Origin of the sequence: Bradyrhizobium barranii subsp. barranii (assembly GCF_017565645.3) — a bacterium.
GTDB lineage: Bacteria > Pseudomonadota > Alphaproteobacteria > Rhizobiales > Xanthobacteraceae > Bradyrhizobium > Bradyrhizobium barranii.
Genome location: NZ_CP086136.1, coordinates 10,530,950 through 10,551,315, shown reverse-complemented (window position 1 = coordinate 10,551,315; position 20,366 = coordinate 10,530,950). Strand labels below are relative to the sequence as shown.

14 protein-coding genes and 1 pseudogene are annotated in these 20,366 nt (G+C 63.9%); 9 read left to right on the top strand and 6 right to left on the bottom strand.

Annotated elements, in window-relative coordinates:
- Position 1 precedes the first annotated feature (1 nt).
- From urtC to J4G43_RS51070, 7 genes are all read left to right on the top strand, one after another.
- A complete protein-coding gene (gene urtC / locus J4G43_RS51100; RefSeq protein WP_208083611.1) occupies positions 2-1,144 on the top strand; it encodes an urea ABC transporter permease subunit UrtC in 1,143 nt (380 codons plus the stop codon).
- A gap of 64 nt (positions 1,145-1,208) precedes the next feature.
- Entirely contained in the window at positions 1,209-1,964 is a 756-nt protein-coding gene (gene urtD, locus J4G43_RS51095) for an urea ABC transporter ATP-binding protein UrtD (protein ID WP_208083610.1), read from the top strand.
- Between the two features lie 12 nt (positions 1,965-1,976).
- Positions 1,977-2,666, top strand: a complete 690-nt coding sequence (gene urtE / locus J4G43_RS51090) for an urea ABC transporter ATP-binding subunit UrtE (RefSeq protein WP_071909047.1) — start codon at positions 1,977-1,979, stop codon at positions 2,664-2,666.
- A gap of 28 nt (positions 2,667-2,694) precedes the next feature.
- A complete protein-coding gene (gene fmdA, locus J4G43_RS51085; RefSeq protein ID WP_028155258.1) occupies positions 2,695-3,924 on the top strand; it encodes a formamidase in 1,230 nt (409 codons plus the stop codon).
- Between the two features lie 94 nt (positions 3,925-4,018).
- Entirely contained in the window at positions 4,019-4,396 is a 378-nt protein-coding gene (locus tag J4G43_RS51080) for an FmdB family zinc ribbon protein (RefSeq protein ID WP_208083609.1), read from the top strand.
- Positions 4,397-4,441: 45 nt separating this feature from the next.
- Positions 4,442-5,482, top strand: coding sequence for an aliphatic amidase (locus tag J4G43_RS51075; protein WP_063979998.1), 1,041 nt, complete (start codon positions 4,442-4,444; stop codon positions 5,480-5,482).
- A gap of 393 nt (positions 5,483-5,875) precedes the next feature.
- Complete coding sequence (locus J4G43_RS51070) at positions 5,876-8,869, top strand: autotransporter outer membrane beta-barrel domain-containing protein (RefSeq protein WP_208083608.1); 2,994 nt, start codon at positions 5,876-5,878, stop codon at positions 8,867-8,869.
- 177 nt (positions 8,870-9,046) lie between these two features.
- Here J4G43_RS51070 and J4G43_RS51065 read toward each other — a convergent pair whose 3' ends face one another.
- The 5 genes and pseudogenes from J4G43_RS51065 to J4G43_RS51045 all read right to left on the bottom strand — a co-directional run bounded on the left by J4G43_RS51065 (position 9,047) and on the right by J4G43_RS51045 (position 16,596).
- Positions 9,047-9,877, bottom strand: coding sequence for an MlaD family protein (locus J4G43_RS51065; protein WP_208083607.1), 831 nt, complete (start codon positions 9,875-9,877; stop codon positions 9,047-9,049).
- Between the two features lie 144 nt (positions 9,878-10,021).
- Complete coding sequence (locus J4G43_RS51060) at positions 10,022-12,241, bottom strand: acetate--CoA ligase family protein (protein WP_208083606.1); 2,220 nt, start codon at positions 12,239-12,241, stop codon at positions 10,022-10,024.
- A gap of 216 nt (positions 12,242-12,457) precedes the next feature.
- Positions 12,458-13,450, bottom strand: a complete 993-nt coding sequence (locus tag J4G43_RS51055; protein WP_208083605.1) for a glycosyltransferase family 2 protein — start codon at positions 13,448-13,450, stop codon at positions 12,458-12,460.
- Between the two features lie 153 nt (positions 13,451-13,603).
- Positions 13,604-14,173, bottom strand: a complete 570-nt coding sequence (locus J4G43_RS51050) for a class GN sortase (protein WP_208083604.1) — start codon at positions 14,171-14,173, stop codon at positions 13,604-13,606.
- A 175-nt stretch (positions 14,174-14,348) separates the two neighbouring features.
- Positions 14,349-16,596 (bottom strand): annotated as a pseudogene (locus tag J4G43_RS51045) (marine proteobacterial sortase target protein).
- A 187-nt stretch (positions 16,597-16,783) separates the two neighbouring features.
- Between J4G43_RS51045 and J4G43_RS51040 the strand changes: the two are divergent.
- Together J4G43_RS51040 and J4G43_RS51035 are read left to right on the top strand one after the other, a co-directional pair.
- A complete protein-coding gene (locus tag J4G43_RS51040; protein WP_085404013.1) occupies positions 16,784-17,554 on the top strand; it encodes a helix-turn-helix domain-containing protein in 771 nt (256 codons plus the stop codon).
- 48 nt (positions 17,555-17,602) lie between these two features.
- Entirely contained in the window at positions 17,603-19,093 is a 1,491-nt protein-coding gene (locus J4G43_RS51035; RefSeq protein ID WP_208083603.1) for a glycosyltransferase family 2 protein, read from the top strand.
- Here J4G43_RS51035 and J4G43_RS51030 read toward each other — a convergent pair.
- Positions 19,090-20,310, bottom strand: coding sequence for an ABC transporter substrate-binding protein (locus tag J4G43_RS51030; protein WP_208083602.1), 1,221 nt, complete (start codon positions 20,308-20,310; stop codon positions 19,090-19,092). The two genes, J4G43_RS51035 and J4G43_RS51030, sit on opposite strands and share 4 nt — an antisense overlap.
- Positions 20,311-20,366: the final 56 nt, after the last annotated feature.

The following is a 20,366-nucleotide window of genomic DNA, read 5'->3' as shown; positions in this document are numbered from 1 at the left end:
AATGACCGACAATCGTTTCTTCAATCGATCGGAGTTCATCGGAATTCTGGTGCTCGCGGTCTTCCTGGTGGTGGTCCTGCCGCTCACGCTCGACGTCTTCAGGCTCAATCTGGTCGCGAAATATTTGACCTATGCCTTCGTCGCGCTTGGGCTGGTGATCTGCTGGGGTTATGGCGGCATTCTCAGCCTCGGTCAGGGCGTGTTCTTCGGGCTCGGCGGCTACTGCATGGCGATGTTCCTCAAGCTCGAGGCATCGAGCGTGGAGAACACCAAGATCCAATCCACGCCCGGTATCCCCGATTTCATGGACTGGAATCAGATCACCGCGCTGCCGCTGTTCTGGAAGCCATTCAGCAGCCTCACCTTCACGATCGCCGCCATCATCCTCGTGCCCGGCATCTTCGCTCTCATCATCGGCACCGCGATGTTCAAGCGCCGGGTCGGCGGCACCTACTTCGCTATCATCACCCAGGCGGTCGCGGCCATCCTCACCATCCTGATCGTGGGACAGCAGGGCTACACCGGCGGCATCAACGGCATGACCGACCTGCGGACATTGAAGGGCTGGGACATCCGGCCCGACCACGCCAAGGTCGTGCTGTACTTCTTCGAAGTCGGACTGCTGTTCGCCTGCATCATGATCGCGCAGTTCGTCCGGCACTCCAAGCTCGGACGCATCCTGGTCGCGATGCGCGAGAAGGAGGACCGGGTCCGCTTCTCCGGCTACAGCGTCGCGAATTTCAAGATCTTCGCCTTCTGCATCGCCGCCGTGTTCGCCGCGATCGGTGGCGCCATGTTCGCGCTCAATGTCGGCTTCATGTCACCGTCCTTCGTCGGCATCGTGCCGTCGATCGAAATGGTGATCTACACCGCGGTCGGCGGCCGGCTGTCGATCCTCGGCGCGGTCTACGGCACGCTGCTGGTCAACTTCGCCAAGACCAGCCTGTCGGAAACTTTTCCCGAATTGTGGCTGTTCGGCCTCGGCGGGTTGTTCATCGCCGTGGTCCTGGCCTTCCCGAACGGTCTCGCCGGGATCTGGGGCGACTACGTGCAGCCGCGCATCGATCGCCTGATCTCGTCGCGCAAACCGAAACCTGAAGGGTGGACCGACAGCTCGGTCGCCGACGGCGCCCCGGCGGAGTGAGGAGATCATCATGCTCGTAGGTCACCACGATGCCGATGCCACGCTGGCAGTGAGGAGATAGATCATGCTCGTCGGTCATCAGCCCAAGGAATTCCTGCTCGCGGTCGAAGCGCTGACCGTGTCGTTCGACGGGTTCAAGGCGGTCAACGATCTCTCGTTCTACGTCGACGAGAACGAGATCCGCGTCATCATCGGTCCCAACGGCGCCGGCAAGACCACCGTGCTCGACCTGATCTGCGGCAAGACCAAAGCAACCTCAGGCTCGATCCAGTTCCGCGGCAAGGAGCTGACCCGGATGAAGGAGAACGAGATCGTCAAGACGGGCGTCGGCCGCAAATTCCAGAACCCCTCGATCTACGACGATCTCACGGTGTTCGAGAATCTGGAGATCTCCTATCCGCGCGGCCGCTCGGTATTCGGCGCACTGACCTTCACCCGCGACGCCGCCGTGCGCGACCGGGTGCACGAAGTCGCCGAAATGATCTTCCTGAAGGATCGGCTCAACGTGAACGCCGATCTGCTCAGCCACGGCCAGAAGCAGTGGCTCGAGATCGGCATGCTGCTGATCCAGGATCCGGATCTGCTGATGCTGGACGAGCCCGTCGCCGGCATGAGCGTGTCCGAGCGCGCCAAGACAGCCGAGCTGCTCAACCGCATCATCAAGAACCGTTCGGTGCTGGTGATCGAGCACGACATGAAGTTCGTCGAGGACATCGCGCACAAGGTCACCGTGCTTCACCAGGGCCAGATCCTCTCGGAGGGCACCATGGAGAAGGTGAAGAACGACCTCAAGGTCGTCGAAGTCTATCTGGGCCATTAAGGAGACGCGATGATGCTGGCTATTTCCGATCTTCACGTCGCCTACGGCCAGAGCGAGGTGCTGCACGGGCTCAATGTCAAGGTCGCGCCCAACGAGATCGTTGCGATCATGGGCCGCAACGGCATGGGCAAGACCACGCTGATGAAGTCGCTGATGGGCATCCTCCCCGCCAAGAGCGGCTCGGTGACCATGGACGGTGCCGAGCTCGGCGGCCTGCCGAGCTACGAGCGCGTCGCCAAGGGCCTCGCTTATGTGCCGCAGGGCCGCATGATCTTCTCGACCATGACGGTGAAGGAGAACATCGAGACCGGTCTCGTCGTCTCCGGCGGGACCGAAGTGCCGGCCGACATCTACGAATTGTTTCCGGTGCTGCTGGAAATGAAGGGCCGCCGCGGCGGCAATCTCTCCGGCGGACAGCAGCAACAGCTCGCCATCGCCCGCGCGCTCGCGACCAAGCCGAAGGTGTTGCTGCTGGACGAACCGACCGAAGGCATCCAGCCGTCGATCATCAAGGACATGGCGCGCACCTTGAAGCGCATCCGCGACGAAAAGGGGCTCTCGATCGTGGTGTCGGAGCAGGTCCTGAGCTTCGCGCTCGATATCGCCGACCGCGTGCTGGTGATCGAGAACGGCGAGATCGTGCGCGACGATCCGCGCGACGCCGTCGATGCCGCGCAGGTCTCGAAATATCTATCCGTCTAACCAACCGCAGTAAAAGGGGAGCATCTCGATGCCAGAGACACTGATCAAGGTCGATCTCACCAAATCGGCTTACGATAATGACATGGTGCACAACCGCTGGCACCCCGACATCCCGATCGTGGCCTGGGTCAACCCCGGCGACGACTTCATCATCGAGACCTATGACTGGACCGGCGGCTTCATCAAGAACAACGATTCCGCCGACGACGTGCGCGACATCGATCTCTCGATCGTGCACTTCCTGTCCGGTCCGATCGGCGTCAAGGGCGCCGAGCCCGGTGATCTCCTCGTCGTCGACCTGCTCGATGTCGGCCCGATGAAGGAAAGCCTTTGGGGCTTCAACGGCTTCTTCTCCAAGCAGAACGGCGGCGGCTTCCTGACCGACCATTTCCCGCTGGCGCAGAAGTCGATCTGGGACATCAAGGGTCTCTACACCTCGTCGCGTCACGTGCCCGGCGTCAACTTCGCCGGCCTGATCCATCCCGGCCTGATCGGCTGTCTACCCGATCCGAAGATGCTGGAGACCTGGAACAAGCGTGAGGCCGAGCTGATCTCGACCAACCCAACCCGCGTGCCCGGCCTCGCCAATCCGCCATTCGCGCCGACCGCCCATGGCGGCCGCGCCAAGGGCGACGTCAAGGCCAAGATCGGCGCGGAAGGCGCGCGCACCGTTCCGCCGCGCGAGCACGGCGGCAATTGCGACATCAAGGATCTCTCGCGCGGCTCGAAGATCTACTTCCCGGTCTATGTGCCCGGCGCCGGTCTCTCGATGGGCGATCTGCACTTCAGCCAGGGCGATGGCGAGATCACGTTCTGCGGCGCGATCGAGATGGCCGGCTGGCTGCATCTGAAGGTCGAGGTGATCAAGGACGGCATGGCGAAATACGGCATCAAGAACCCGATCTTCAAGCCGTCGCCGATCACGCCGAACTACAAGGACTACCTGATCTTCGAGGGCATCTCGGTCGACGAGGCCGGCAAGCAGCACTATCTCGACGTCCACATCGCCTATCGCCAGGCCTGCCTCAACGCGATCGAGTATCTGAAGAAGTTCGGTTACTCCGGCGCCCAGGCCTATTCGATCCTCGGCACCGCGCCGTGCCAGGGCCACATCTCCGGCGTGGTCGACGTGCCCAACGCCTGCGCCACGCTGTGGTTGCCGACGGAGATCTTTGACTTTGACGTCATGCCCTCGGCGGCAGGACCGATCAAGCACATCACCGGCGATATCCAGATGCCGATCTCGCCGGACAAATAGTCTCCCTGCGCGACGGGGTGCGGGACGGCGCGACTTTGCCGCCCCGCATCCGCCGCGGGAATTCTCTCACAGGCAACAGCGTAGGGATGATGCGATGCCGGTCTACGAATATCTCTGTGACGATTGCGGGCCGTTCAAGGACCTGCGCCCGATGGCGGAATGCGACGATCCGCAAAGCTGTCCGCGCTGCGAGATCATGGCGCCGCGGGTGATCCTGACCGCGCCGAATTTCTTCTGCATGCCGGCGGAGAAGCGCAAGGCGCACGCCGTCAACGAGCGCAGCACGCATGCGCCGCAGACGCTTGCGCAATACAAGGCCTCGCACGGTCCCGGCTGCGGTTGCTGTTCGTCGGGCAAGACCGTGAAGGACAAGAGCTCGACGGACAAGACAAAGCCCGCGCGACTGATGACCAAGACCAAGAGCGGCGCCAAGGGCTTTCCGACGGCGCGGCCCTGGATGATCAGCCACTGACGCCACGCGCCAACATCAAACGAACAAAAGACAGGAGCGGCCCAAATGCTTCACGGTGACATTTCCAGCAGCAACGACACCGTCGGCGTCGCGGTGGTCAATTACAAGATGCCCCGCCTGCACACCAAGGCCGAGGTGCTCGATAACGCCCGCAAGATCGCCGACATGCTGGTGGGCATGAAGGCGGGCCTGCCCGGCATGGATCTCGTGATCTTCCCGGAATACTCGACCCAGGGCATCATGTACGACTCCAAGGAGATGTACGAGACGGCCTCGGCGGTGCCAGGTGAAGAGACCGCCATCTTCGCGGAGGCCTGCCGCAAGGCGAAGGTCTGGGGCGTGTTCTCGCTGACCGGCGAACGCCACGAGGAGCATCCGCACAAGGCGCCCTACAACACCCTGATCCTGATGAACGACAAGGGTGAGATCGTCCAGAAGTACCGCAAGATCATGCCATGGGTGCCGATCGAGGGCTGGTATCCCGGCAATTGCACCTATGTCTCCGACGGCCCGAAAGGGATGAAGGTCAGCCTGATCATCTGCGACGACGGCAACTTTCCGGAGATCTGGCGCGACTGTGCCATGAAGGGCGCCGAATTGATCGTGCGCTGCCAGGGCTACATGTATCCTGCCAAGGAGCAGCAGGTCATGATCTCCAAGGCGATGGCGTGGGCCAACAACGTCTATGTCGCCGTCGCCAACGCCGCCGGCTTCGACGGCGTCTATTCCTACTTCGGTCACTCCGCGATCATCGGCTTCGACGGCCGCACGCTCGGCGAGTGCGGCGAGGAGGACTACGGCATCCAATATGCCCAGCTGTCGAAACATCTGATCCGCGATGCGCGCCGCAACGGCCAGTCGCAGAACCATCTCTACAAGCTGGTCCACCGCGGCTACACCGGCATGATCAATTCCGGCGAAAGCCCGCGCGGCGTCGCGGCCTGCCCCTATGATTTCTACAAGAACTGGATCGCCGACCCGGAAGGGACGCGGGACATGGTCGAGGCGATGACCCGTTCGACGCCGGGGACGGAGGAATGTCCGATCGACGGCATCCCGAATGGGTCGGCGGCGAGCAATTACTGAGCTATTGCGGACGGCGCGCTTGCCATTCATGCGAATGCACCGAGGAATGGGGGCACGGGGCGCGGCCCTGGATGATCAGCCAAGATGTGAACAGCTGTACATAGAACGGACATTCTGACGCATGGGCGCATGCACGGGGTAGGAATTGAGCCCGGCAAAACCGTGGCTCGGTTGCAACATGAGTTGTTGAATCTGCTCAAGTTGCGGTCCCGTTGGCTGATTCTCGAGGAACCGTAGTTCTACCGGCCAGCCTCATGGCCTAAGTTCCTCGCGGCGCCGCTGGGGAGCGCCGCGGGTGAGGGGAAGAGCGTGGGGGCTTGGTTGCCATCGAGCGGGCGGGGTTGCTCGCGTCGTGCCACCGCTGTTCGCGCGGCATTCTGGATCGGCCTCGCCTTGAGCGCGGCGGCGGCGGCGAGCCCCGCAGCAGCGCAGCAAATCTTCAACGGGTCGCAGACCACGCCGAACGGCGCCGTCAACGGCGGAGGCGGCGTCTGGGACACCACCACCACGAATTGGACGGACGTCTTCGGTTCGACCAGCACTGCTTACGATCCCTCGTCAGTCGGCACGGTGTTCGGCTACTCGGGAGTCTCGACGCCGGCAAGCGGTGGCACGGTGACGGTTACGCCAGGCGGCGTGCAGCTCACCAGCCTCGTGGGCTTCGACCTCACCGGCGACGGTTCTGTCTACACCATTCAGGGCGGCGATCTCAGGCTAGCCTCCGGGGGGACGACGTTCTTCACCAACGATGTCACCGGCACGACAGACCCATCGGCCGTCATCGCCTCGCGCATCACCGGCAGTGGTGGCATCTCCGTGCAGGGACCCGGCATCCTGGCGCTGCTCGGCGCCAACACCTATACCGGCGACACTTTCATCTGTTCGTGCGCAGCGCTGCAACTCGGTGACGCCACCCACACCGCGAGCATCATTGGCGCCGTTAACAACGAGGGCCTCTTCAATATCGTCAATGCCGATACGTCGGGAATTACATCGCTCCTGAACGCTGTCTCCGGTACGACGATGTTCCTCAACGCGACCTCCGCCAGCTCTATGGTGATCACCAATAACGGCCAGCTGCTGTTCGGTGATCCGTTGGGGAGCGGGACCGACACTGCCACCGCCGGCCGGGCGACCATCACCAATGATGGGGGCTTGATCGGCTTCTTTGGCCGAACCAATTCTGGCTCCGCCACCATCACCAACCAGAACGGCGGCATCACCGCGTTCATCGATCAAGCCTCGGCCGGCTCAGCGACCATCGTCAACAAGGATTTTGGCGGCACCACGTTTGGCGCGTTTGGCGGAAGCACCGCGACCGCCGAAAACGCAACAATTATTAACGAGGCCGACGGCCAGACCGCTTTCGGCTCGTTCACGACCGCGGGCAACGCCACGATCATCACCAAGGATGGCGGCGAGACCAAGTTCGCCGACAATTCCACTGGCGGCAACGCACGCTTCATCACCACAGGGACAGGCATCGTCGATTTCGGGGGCGGTACCGGCCCGGCCGGCGATGGCCGCATTACCGCCGGTTCGATCGAAGGCAGCGGCACCTATTATATTGGTGGCGGCAACACACTCGTCGTCGGCGGTAACAATTTGTCGACGGAGGTCAGTGGTGTCATCGGCGACTATGATCCCTGCGGTTGCGGCGCAATCGGTTCCGGCTCGCTGGAGAAGGTCGGCAGCGGCACACTGGTCCTTTCGGGAACGAATACCTACACCGGCACGACGACCGTCAATGGCGGCATCCTGCGCGTCGATGGTGATATCTTGCAATCGAGCCTGACTACCGTGAACGCGGGTGGTGCGTTGTTCGGCGCCGGCATCGTCGGCAACACGTTTATTGCCAACGGCGGTATCTACGCGCCCGGCGACGGCGGCCCGGGCTCAAGCATGCAGGTCCAGGGCGATCTCACCTTGCAGCCCGGCTCGGTCTATGTTGTGCAGGCCGGTAGTGGATTCAGCACGAGCCATGCGCTCGTCAGCGGCAACGTCACGCTGGACGGGACCGTGGGTGTCGCGCTGTATCCCGGCAGCAAGATAATGCAGCACTACTCGATCATGCAGTTTTTCGGCAGCGCCACCGGTAATTTCGCCGGCGTTGCCGCGCCGGGTGGCCTAGTCGGCACCACGACGGTCGGGTCAAACGAAGTGCTCCTCGATTTCACGCTGAACTATGGCGCGAAATACGCGCTCAACATCAACCAGCAGAACGTCGCCACGACGCTTCAGAATTTCTTCAACGCCAATGGCTTCCTTCAAGCCGAATTCGCGGGCCTCGGCCCCAACGGCCTCACCCAGGCCTCCGGCGAACCGGCAACGGGTTCGCAGCAGACGACCTTCAATGCGATGAACCTGTTCCTTGGCCTCTTGACCGATGTGTTCGGCTCGGGACGCAGCGGCACATCAGGTGCGACGCCCTATGCCGACGAGCCGGGCGCGAATGCCTATGCCGCAACCGGCAAGGGCGGGCGTGACAAGAACGCGCGCGACGCCTTCGCCTCGATCTACCGCAAAGCACCGGCCGCAACCTTCGAGCAGCGCTGGGATGTGTGGGCGGCCGGCTATGGCGGCTCGCAGACCACCGACGGCAATGTCGGTCTCGGTTCGAACAACACCACCAGCAGCGTCTATGGCACCGCCGTCGGCCTCGACTATCGCTTCTCGCCGTCGACGATCGCCGGCTTTGCGCTTGCCGGCGGTGGGACCGGCTTCAACGTCAACGGGCTCGGCTGGGGCCGCTCCGACCTGTTCCAGGCCGGCGCCTTCGTTCGTCACACGGCAGGACCTGCCTACATCACCGCTGCGCTGGCCTATGGCTGGCAGGACGTCACGACCAACCGCATCGTCACGGCCGCCGGCGTCGATCAGCTGCGGGCGCAGTTCAACGCCAACGCGCTCTCGGGCCGTGTCGAGGGCGGTTACCGCTACGCTACGCAGTGGATCGGCCTCACGTCCTATGCGGCGGCCCAGGCCACCATGTTCAGCCTTCCGAACTATTCGGAGTTCGCGGTGGTCGGCAACAGCACCTTCGCGCTCAACTATGCCGCCAAGGACGTGACCAGCACCCGTACCGAGCTCGGCCTGCGCGCCGACAAATCATTCGCCGCGGCCGGTGGCCTGATGACCCTGCGCGGCCGCGTCGCCTGGGCGCATGATTACAATCCGGACCGCACCGTCGGCGCGGTGTTCCAGACCCTGCCGGGCTCGGCCTTCGTCGTGAACGGTGCAGCGCTGGCGCGCGATTCCGCGCTGACCACGGCGGCGGTGCAGATGAACTGGATGAATGGCTGGTCTGCGTCGGCGACCTTCGAGGGCGAGTTCTCGAACGTCACCCGCTCCTACGCCGGCAAGGGCGTCGTGCGCTACGCGTGGTAGGGCGCTGCCACCCTCCCCTGGAGGGGGAGGGTCGATCGCGCGAAGCGCGAGCGGGGTGGGGTGATCTCTCCACTCGGACACTGCATGTTGGGAAGCACCTTCACCCCACCTCGGATCGCATTTCGCTTTGCTGCATGCGATCCGAATCCTCCCCCTCCAGGGGAGGATAAGAAGGCGTCACTGCTTCTTCTGCGGAGGCTTGCGCGGCGGGCGCGGGGCGGCGGCAGGCGGGGGCGTGCCAGCCATCTTGTTGGCGGCCTCGCTGACGTCGAGCAGCGAGCGGCGGATGTCCTCGACGTAAGCAGCCGACTTCTTCTTCATGGCATCAGCGAGCTCGTGCAGTCCCCTGATCTTCTCGAACAGCTCGTCCGCCTTGCCGTCGGCGAAGCCGGGGACCACGCCTTCGATCTTGGTGACCACCTTGTCGAAGCCCGCGAAGGCGCTGTCGACCTTGGCCATGACGGAGTCGATTTCGCCGCCCTTGCTTCTGAGATCGGCGGTGTAGTTCTCGAACGTGCGCAGGCCGTCCTTGATCGCAGGGGCATTGCTGACGATCGTGCGATCGACGCTGTGCAGGGTGTCGACGATGGATTCGGCGTCGCTGAGATCGGCGATCAGCGTGGGGACGCCGTCCGTATCCAGCGGCACCGGCGGCGCGGAGGGCGCGCCGCCGATCAACGAGATCGCGGCAACGCCGGTGAGACCCTGGAACTCGATGCCCGCAACCGTGTCCTTGCGGATCGGCGCGGTGTTGTCGAGCATCACCAGCGCCACGATCTTGCGCGGATTATCCAGCTTGATCGACAGGATCTGACCCGCGGGAACGCCGTCGAAATTGACCGGCCCGCCGCGGCGCAGGCCGCTAGCGGAGCCGCCCTCGAACACCACGCGCAACTGGCTCCGGCTCTGGGCGGTGCGCCATTTCTGCACGCCGAGCACGCCGCCGAACGCCACGGCGATGACCGCCAGCGTCGCCGTTCCGATTACGAGGTTGCTCGCGCGTGCCATGCAGGGCGATTTTACGGCCAAAGCGGGATGGTTGGAAGGACGATGCTGCGGCCGCAATACTAGAGCGGGCGGGTTAACGACTTGTCCGCCGTAGCTCGAAGAGCGAAGGCGGAAGCGTAACCCGCCAATCCGCCTTACGCGACATCAATGCCCGGCCGCGCGTTTTGCCGCAGCATTGTTCAGCACGATCAGGGCGTCGACGGCGACGCCCGTCTTGGTGTTGATCAGGAACGGGTTGACGTCGATCGAGGCGATCCGGTCGCCGGCATCTGCGATCAAATTGGACAGGCCGACGAGCGCTTTCACCGCGGAGGCCTCGTGCAAGGCCGGCTTGCCGCGATAGCCGCGCATCTTGATACCGGCCTTGGTGCGGCCGATCAGGAGCCGGGCCTCGGCCTCGTCCAGCGGTGCGCCGGCGAGCGCGACGTCCTTCATCAGCTCGATGTCGATGCCGCCGGTGCCGAACAGCACGACCGGACCCATCTCGGCATCGAGCGAGGCGCCGACCACGAGCTCGAGATCGGCCTTGACCTGCTGCGCGATCAGGATGCCGTCGAGCTTCGGCTTGCCCTTCAGCTTCGCCACCCGCGCGGTGATGTCGGTGAATGCTTTCTTCACCTCGGCGGCGCTGTTGAGATTCAGCACCACGCCGCCGATGTCGGATTTGTGCAGGATCTCGGCGCTGACGACTTTTGCCACGACCGGGAAACCGATCTGCTTCGCGATCTTCGCGGCGTCCGCCGCCGTCTGCGCAATCGCCTCCTTCGAGGCCGGAATGCCATAGGCCTTCAGCAGCTTCTTCGAGGCAACCTCGTCGAGCGCGGCACCGCTCGCCGATTTCAGCGCCTTCTCCAGCACGGCGCGGGCGGCAGGCTTCGAGCTCGAGGCGATGTCGGGCACTGCCTTGCGCAGCTTCGCATAGTCGAGCAGCGATTTGATCGCGGTCACCGCGCGGTCCATGCCCTGCATGACCGCGAGATGCGGCAGCGATTTGCGCAAGCCTTTGGTGAATTCGGTGAAGCCGACCGACATCGCGCTGATGTAGATCACCGGCTTGCCGGCCCGGCTCGCCATCCCATCGACGATGCGCAGATTGCGTTCACGCAGTTCGTGCGGCGCCTTGGGCAGCTCGGCATCGACGATGACGATGTCGATATCGGGGTCGTCGATCATCAGCTCGATCGACTTCATGTAGACGGAGGGATCGACCACCGCGGCAAAGCCGGCATCGAGCGGATTGCCCACGATCGAGCCCGGCCCGAGCATCTTCGCCAGTTCGGAGCCGACGTGCGGGCTCAGCGGCGCAAAGTTCAGGCCTTCGGCATAGAAGGCGTCAAGCAGCATGCCACGCTTGCCGCCTGATAGTGTGACCGCGGCGAGCCGGTCGCCCTTGGGCACGGCCGCGTGAACGAAGCATTCGGTGGTCTCGATCAGCTCGTCGAGCCCGCCAACCCGGATCACGCCTTCGCGGGTCGCGATGGCGTCGAACGTCTCGATTGAGCCTGCGAGCGCACCGGTATGCGCCATCGCCGCGGCGCGGCCGCCCTCGGACGAACCGAGCTTGAGTGCGATGACCGGCTTGCTTGCCGCACGCGCGGCCTTGCAGGCGTCGCGAAACGCCTTGGTGTTGCGCACGCCTTCGAGGTAGACCACGATCACCTTGATGCTCGGATCCTCGGCGAAATAGCGCATCAGGTCCGGCGTCTCGAGCCCGGCCTCGTTGCCGGTCGTCACCATGTAACCGACCCCGACGCCGCGATCCTCCAGCGCCTGCCGGATCGCCATGACGATGGCGCCGGATTGCCCGGCGATCGCCACCGCACCCTGTTCCATGGTGACGACGCGGTCGTCGATATTGGTGAAGAGCTTTTCGCCGGCGCTTAAGTTGCCGAGGCAGTTCGGGCCGGTGACGGCGAGCCCCGTTTCGCGTATCGCGGCTTGCAATTCGGCAGCGAGCTTCTGGCTCTCCTCATCCTGCAACTCGCTGAAGCCCGAGGTGACGATGGTGGCCGAGCGCGCGCCGGCCGCAGCGGCGTCGCGGATCACCTGCACGGCAAAGCGCGCGGGCACCAGCACCAGCACGTGATCGGGCTTTTCCGGGAGGCTCGCAAAATCCTTGTAGCAGGGCACACCCCAGATCGCCTCGCGCTTGGCGTTGACCGGATAGAGCCCGCCCTCGTAGCCGTACTTGACGAGGTTGTTCCAGATGCGCTCGGCATAATTGCCGGGCTTGTCGGTCGCGCCCACCAGCACGATGTTGTGCGGGTGCAGCATGGCGTGGATGCCCTTGACGATGTCGCTGGCATCGGGCGCTGGAGACCATGGACGCGGAAAAACGGACGCAGCAGGTACCTTGGCTTCCATGGCGCTTCCTCACCTCTTGTTCTTGTTGCAGCGCGCTGTCTTGCGCCGGTCTGGCGGGACTGATCGTGATGGCTCCATGCCGCGTGGCGGAATGGCGGGTGCTTCGCGACAAGGCTAGCATCACCAGACTTTTGGCGAAAGTGCGAACGATCGGACGACGTGCCACGACTGCGTGACGCGCATTCTTTCAAATGGTGATCACGCCTCTGCTATCGTTCAGTAACGCAGCAGGCGCAGCTTGTAGGCGTAGTGATAGGCCAATTGCTTCGCGAGATAGGAAGCGATGGCGCGCCGGATCTGCATCTGCGTCGGATCGAAGCCGAGAACGCGGCGCCGCAGGATGCCCATCTCCCTGACGCCGAGCGCGTAGGTCGAAGCCGTCTTCTGTGCATCGTGGATGCGGAAGCAGGCGAGAAATCGCGGCAGGCGCACGAACTTGAATTCCGCGGCTTGCGCCCGCAGGATGAAATCCCAGTCCATCGCGTAGTGGAAGCTCTCGTCGATGGGCCCGATCCTGTCCCACACGCGCTTGCGCCAGAACATCGTCTCCTGCGGGATGTAGTCGGCATATTGCAAAGCCTTGCCGTCATGGGGCGGCAGCACGGCGCGTCCGACCTCGAGCCCCTCGCGGTCGACGAAAACACGATGGCCGTAGACGACGTCGACATCGGGATGCGACATGAAATAGTCGGTGACATAGGCGAGCGCTCCGGGCAGCAGCATGTCATCGCTGTTGAGATAGGCCATGATCTCGCAGTCGGCACCGGCGAAGCCGAGATTGATGGCGTTCGACTGCCCCTCGTCCGGCTCGCTCGCCCAGCTGATGCTCTCACCTCGGCTCTTCAGGAGATCGATCGTGCCGTCGATCGAGGCGCCGTCCTGCACGTGATAAGTCAGCTTCGGATAGTTCTGACTGACGATGCTCTCGATCGTGGCGCCGAGATATTGCGCCTGATTGTAGCTCGGTGTGACCATCGTGATCCGCGGCGCATTCGCCGGGATCGCGGGCGCAGGCGGGAAGGCAGTCAGGTTGAGCAGGCGCGGCGGATATTGCTCGAAGGTCCACATCGGCGGGCGTCGCCAGAGGCTCCGCAGCGAGGACCGTCTCTGTCCGGCAGCAATGAGGTCCTGATTCCGTTCAAGGAGCGCGACACGATTTTCGAGTTGCTCCAGGCGCTGTTCGAGGCGCTGCCTGAACTCGTCGTCCATTACAGGTTGTCCTGAAAATTACAGCGCCAAAAGATCAATCGGCTGTTCTTACAGGTCTATGGGAGACGACGCCAGTTCAGCGGCCCGATCAAGCGCGGTTCCCCGGCTGTTCGGCGCGGTCTCTATCGATCCCGGATGGCCGATTGCGAACCGCTATTCACCTGTTTCGATCAAGGTGGCATGCAGGACGTAGCGCTCGGGCCCGGGCGTGACGGCGTCGAAGGGCCAGCAGGTTGTGAGCACCAGTTCGACGTCCGGCGCCGCGGGATCGATGCCGGACTCATCGAAGCGAACCACAGCGGAGGAATCCGCCCGATAGCGAAAGTGCTTTCCGTCACGGCGTGTGACATCGATTACGTCACCAATGGCGACATTCCGCAGGAAGCGGAAATGTGTATCGCGGTGCGCGGCAAATACCGCAATGCCGCGCTCGCCGGCATCAGCCGTTTGATGGATATGGCCGGGTCCGAACGCGAGGGCCTGGCCGCTGGTGCCTTCCAGCACGATCGCGCTGGCCCCGATCCGTTTCACCTCGATCCGCGCGACCGGCCAGGTGTCGGCCCATGACCACGGCCTGACCGCCTCGCCGGTCGCGACGCTCCTGTCGAACGCGCGCTCCAGCAGCACCTGGGCGAGCCAGGCCTTGGCATGGATGTAGGCGCCGTCGCCGAACAGGATGAGGCCGACAAGTGCGAGAGCGAGGGGGGAGATCAGGCGGAGCATTGTTTCCACACGCGTCATTGCGAGCGCAGCGAAGCAATCCAGAATCCTTCCGCGGAGGCAGCCTGGATTGCTTCGCTGCGCTCGCAATGACGGCAAGAAGGAAAAGGCGCGCGCGGCCGTTGGTATGGGACGGGCAGCCGCGCGCGCAAACAGAGGAGTTCGGGGGGCTCCTCTCTCAAGCGGCGTCAGTGAGCAAGGGCTGACGCCGGTTGAACACGTACAGGATCAGGGCGAGCACGATCAGGAGAAAACTGCGATCATCTTGAGCTCGGCTGAGGTCGCGGTCTTCGGTAGGCGGATCGCATCCGGCGCGGCGGGCGTCGGCCGCCTCGTCGCCGGCTGGTTGCGCGCATCCGCATGGCGTTCGCGCAATTGTGTGGGCGTCAGATGCGGTCGCTCGCCAAAGACCTTCTCGAAATCCCAGCCGGCCGGCAGGTTGAGCGGCAGCTCGCTGAGCTTGAGCGGCGCGCCCTCGGGGCGGCTCGGCGTCTTGTCGACCGCGACGAGGCTGGTGAGCCGCGTGACGATCTGATGGTCGAGCGCCAGCGCCAGGATCGCCTTGTCGGAGTCTTCGGGTGTCATCTCGCGCATGGTGCGCGCAACCTCGGCGTCGCCGATCTTGCGCTTGGCCCAGAGTTTTGACAGGCCCTTGCCTTCGGCGGCGTTTTGCAGCGGCAGCGTCACCGACCACGGGCGGTCGCCGACGCGTCCCTTGATCTCGAGCGAGCCGGCGAGCTTGTCGAGCTTTGCCGCCAGCACCAGCGGTTCGTCGCGATAGACGTCGGGAATGATCGCAGGCGTCACGTCCGCCTTGGCGTCGGAGAACTTTACGCTGAGGCCGGTCACGGCCGGGTTTTCCAGCTTGGCGAACAGGCCGCGCATGCGCTCCTCGACCTGCTCGACGGAGCCGATATGGGTGAAGGCCCCGCGGCCGAGCTCGGCGGCGCGCGTCATCAGATAGGTGTTGGGTGCGGACCCGATGCCGACCATGAACACGCGCGAGCGGCCCCGCATCGCGGTGATCGTTTCGAACAATTGCTGCTCGTTGCCGATCGCGCCGTCGGTCAGGAACACCACCTGGCGGACCATGCCGGTGTCGCCAGCCTTGTCGGTCAGCGCGGCGCGCATCGCCGGCACCATCTCGGTGCCGCCGCGGGCCTGCAAGGCACTGACGAACGAAGTGGCTTCACCGACATGCGTGGCGTCGGCCGGCACGGAGGCCGGGAACAGCACGTCCATGGTGTCGTCGAAGCGGATGACGTTGAAGCGGTCGCTGGGTTGAAGGCGAGAGAGTGCGTAAGTCAGGCTGGCCTTGGCCTGAACGATCGACGTACCGCCCATCGAGCCGGAATTGTCGATCACGAACACGACCTCGCGCGGCAGCGGCTTTTGCGTCGCCTGCTCGGCACTGGGCGGGGTGACGAAGGCGAGCAAATAGTCGGCATCGCCGACACGCTCGCGGAACAGGCCAACCGACGGAGCCTTCTCCGCGGCCGGCTTCCAGGTCAGCTCGAAATCGCGGTCGGCGGCCACCGCGCCGTCAGCGAGCGTGACGATTCGCGTCGCATTGTCCGGGCTCTCGACTTTGACGTTATGGTGGTGACTCCTGACCTCGCCGAGCGCGAAGCCTGCCTTCAGGCGCACCGTGATGCTGGTCGGATTGACCGGCGCGTTCCTGGCGGGATCCAGCACCGGCGGCGCGATACGGTCGCGGTCGGGCACCGGCTCCGAATTGGTCGCGCCCCAGCCCGAGCCGTCCTGGCGGAAGTCGACGCTCTGCACGATCGGCGCCGGATTGTAGCGCGGCCCGACCACCAGCGGCAGCCGCAGCGAATATTCATTGCCGGATTGATGCACCGGCTCCTGATATTCGATCTGCACCAGCACGGTTTCGCCTGGACCGATATTGGCGACCGAATTGGTGAAGATGTTCGGCCGCTCCTGCTCCGTGAGCGCGGCCTTCTGGCCGGCGCGGCGCGCCTGCTCGTAGATCACGCGTGCCTGTCGCCGATGATGACGCGGTCGCCGACCACCATCTTCAGCGTGTCGACGGCGCCGCCGGCGGGAAGCGGATAAACGTAGGTCGCCTCGACCCAGTCCTTGGTCGGATTGCGGAAGGCTTGGGTGACGCGGGCGCGCAGCGTCGGGCCTGATACCGTGATGTCGACGTCGATGCCGAGGCGGATCGCCTCCGTGTAGGCACCGTCCTCCTTCAGGAGAAGGGTGCCGGATTTGGCATCGCCGGGCTGGAGCAGGCTGGCCTGCTCCGTCGTCGCCGACCATCCGGGCTCAAGACTCACGAGCAGGGCCACGAAGGCGACCAGCATCACCGCGATGCCCTGCACCAGCAGAAACAATCCGAGCTTGATCAGCCGCCCCAACATGGGGTGCTCGTCGCCGTCGGCTGTGTCGTAGCTATCCATTTCGCCTGCTCCCGAAGGGTGTTCGCTGGCTCGGAGCATCCGTCGGGAGCGCCTGAATGCGCGAGCAGAATGATCGGCAATGTTCCGCCGCGGCCGGCCCCGGCAGGCCAAGGCCGGGATCGCCAAGTACGGTTTTGTGCTGGCTTGTCCGCCCTGCTAGACTTGCGTCCGTGGAGCAGGGTTGACGATGCAGACGCAGGATAAAGTCACCGACAGGCAGCTTTCGGACGAGCAGAGCCGCGAGATCGCGGAGACCATTCGCGAGGAACTCGCCAGGCGCCGGATGTCCCGGCAGGCGTTGGCCGAGCAGGCCAAGCTCAGCCTGTCGACGCTGGAGAAGGTGCTCGGCGGCCGGCGGCCGTTCACGCTGGCAACGACCGTGCGGCTGGAGCAGGCGCTGGGCGTCTCCTTGCGCAAAAGCGCCGCCGTGGTGACGCCTCCGGCCGCAAACGATGTCGCGCCCGACAGCCTCGGCTCCTATGCGCATCGCGCGGTGACCTGGCTCGAGGACGTCTACATCACGCTGCGGCCGTCCTTCGGCGACAAGGATGCGATCTTCGCCTATCGCACCGAGATCGTCTGGGAGCCGAAGGTGTCCTCACTGGTGTTCCGCGAGGGCGAGCGAACCGACGCCGCCTATGAGCATACCGGCGAAGTTGCGGTGCCGCATCAGTCCGGCTTCATCTATCTCGTCATCATCAAGCACGGCCAGCACCGCGTGATCACGGTGTCGCGGCCGACGGTTGCCGGCGAAATGTACGGCATCATCTCGACGCTCCGCGCCGGACCCGGCTCGCAACTGACGCCGATCGCAGCGCCGATCGCCTATGTGCCGCTCCGCAACGTTGCGAAGCCGTCGCTGGGACGGGTCGGCCCCGACGATGCCAACCATGCATTGTATGGAAAGCATCTGCGCCGCACGGTGGAGGAATCGTTCGCGTTGTTTCTGTCGGTATAGTCCGCGAGAAAGAGTCAGGAATGGCGTCGCGTGCGTCTATAAGGGAATATGCAGGACGTGCCCGCACCATACGGCGGTGAATCTCCGCTGTTCTCCATCATCATCCCGCTGGAACATCACCGCGGGCAGTGGGAGCTGTCCTGGCTCGGCTGGACGTCGCAGACCGCCGACAAATCGCTTTACGAAATCATTCTGGTGGTGCCGCCTGATTTCGAGGCACTCAACGAGCTGAAGGCGCTGGCCGGCGGCAAAGCGCGCCTCGAATTCACCAATTCGGACCATGACATCGGGCTCTGCGCCTTCGGCGCCGCCAAGGCCCGCGGCAAATATCTGTTCTTTACGGAGTCGCATTGCCGGCCCGAGCCTGACGTGATGGAGGCCTGCATCCGCGCGATCGGCGCGCGTCCCGACTGGGCGGGGTTCTCCTGTCAATCGGTGCCGATCTGCCATAACCGGCTGTCCGTGGCGGAGGCCGCCATGTACCAGGCCGACATCGAGTTCGGCATGAAGCAGCATCCCTGGCGCAAGGTGCTGGACCAGTGCTTCGTGACGCGGCGCGACGTCTATTGGGAATGCGGCGGCCTGCGTGAGGAGCTCGGTCATTTCGCCGAATGGGTGCTCGCCGCCGCGTATCACGCGAGGGGCCATACGATCGGCTATCTCGAGGAGGCGCGCTTCCATCACTACTATATCGGCGAAATCGGCGAGCTGAAGACATTCACGCTCGATTTCGTGCAGGGCGAGATCCGCCATCTCAGCGAAGCGCGCAACGATCCCGGCAGCGAGCTGCTCGAAACTCCGGTCGAGTGGAGCAGCCGCGGCGACTTCAACGTCGTGCTGGCGCGTAGCGCCCTTGGTGCACGGATGCGCGCCGGCCGCGTGACAAGCGAAGGCCTGCAGGCGATCGGGCGTTGGGGCGCGATCGCACTGGCCGGCGACCGCCTTGCGCTTGGCCTTGCACGTTTGTCGGCAGGCTATGCGCGCTGCAGTCTGACCCTGCTCACCATGGGCGGCTCTCGCGGCAGCATCGCGCGCTGGCTGAAGCGTTATATCGCCGCGCTGATCCACTATCAGCGCCTCTATTGTATCCGTGATATTCGGGGAAGCCTTGGCGGAGCTGCGCAGAGTCTCGGCGATCAGATGGTCGCACAGGCCGGCTTCCATGCCTGGGAGGTCTGGCAGGGCCGCAGCTTCCGCTGGAGCGAGCCGGAAGCCGCCTTGCGGATCGAGGCGCCGCCTGGGCGCACCATCATTCGGATCGCGTCGCCGGAGATTCGCGGGCCGCTGGATCGGATCGGCGTGCAGTTCTATCTCGACGGCGTGCGCGTTGCGGATGCCGCGACCGCGATCGACGCGGATGCCTTCGTTCTTCAGCTCGATCTGCCGCCATTGGGCGGGGCGATCCTGGCATGGGCATGTCCGCGCTTTGCGGCCATCGATGACCCGCGCCGGCTCGGCCTGCCGGTCGCGGGGATCGACGTCAGTGCAGGCGAAGACGTCAGCTGCACGTCTCCGCCCGTCGCTGCGATGCGTGGCTAGCCGCCCGTTTCGGCGCTGATGATGTCGCCGAACAGCTCCCACTGGTCCTTCTTGAACCGCCACATCTTGAGCTGCTCGATTGGCGCGAAGTCGGTGGCCGAGGTGTTGATCTTGATCCCCGGGATCAGCGTGTCAGGGACGAAGTCCTTGAGGCTCGCGGCCTGCTTCATCACGTTCTCACGGGTCAGATTGTCGCCCGACTGCTTCAGCACCTGCACCATCGTCTGGGCTGCGGCATAGGCGTAAACCAGATTGGCGTCCGAGATGTTTGCGCCGGGCATGTACTTGTCGATAAAGGTCATGAACTTCTTCATGCCCTCGTCGTCCTTCCACTGCGGATCCGACGCATCCTTCAGATAGCCGGCCGACAGCACGCCCTCGGATGCCTCGAGGCCGGCCGGCTTCATCACCGCGCCGATCGAGACCGAGACGTCGGTCATCAGGTGCATCGGCTTCCACTCCAGCTCCGCGATCTTCTTGATGGCCTGGGCCGCGAATTTCGGGGTTGCGATGTTCACGAAGACATCGGCGCCGGTGCCCTTGAGCTTGACGATGTGGGCGTCGATCGACGGCTCCGAGGTCTCGTAGCTCTCCTCCGCCACGATCAGCTTCGACGCCTTTTCGCCGAGCACGTCCTTGATGCCGGCGAGGTAGTCTTTGCCGAAATCGTCGTTGGCATAGAAGATCGCGACCTTCGCGTCCGGCTTCTCCTTCAGAATGTATTTTGCGAAGATCTGTGCCTCGACCCGGTAGCTGGGCTGGAAGCCCATGGTCCAGGGAAAGTTCTTCGGGTCGTTCCACTTGCTGGCGCCGGTGGCGAGGAAGAGCTGCGGCACCTTCTTTGAATTGTGATATTTCTGCACGGCGGTCTGGGTCGGCGTGCCCAGCGCGTTGAAGACCAGGAAGACCTCGTCGCTCTCGATCAGCTTGCGGATCTGCTCCACGGTCTTCGGCGGCGAGTAGCCGTCGTCATAGGAGATCCAGTTGATCTTGCGGCCGTTGATGCCGCCCTGGTCGTTGATCATCTTGAAATAGGCTTCCTCGGTCTTGCCGATGATGCCGTAGGCGGAGGCGGGGCCGGAATAGGCCTCGACATTGCCGATCCTGATCTCGGTGTCGGTGACGCCGGTGTCGTACGCCTTCTGCGCATACGCGGACGGGATCGCAAGCAGCGTCAACGCCGTTGCTGCGGCAAGCAGGGAGAGTTTCTTGTTCATGAAAATTCCTTGGGGTTTTCTTTGCGGTTTCTTCTGGGTTGGAGCAGGCACGTCAG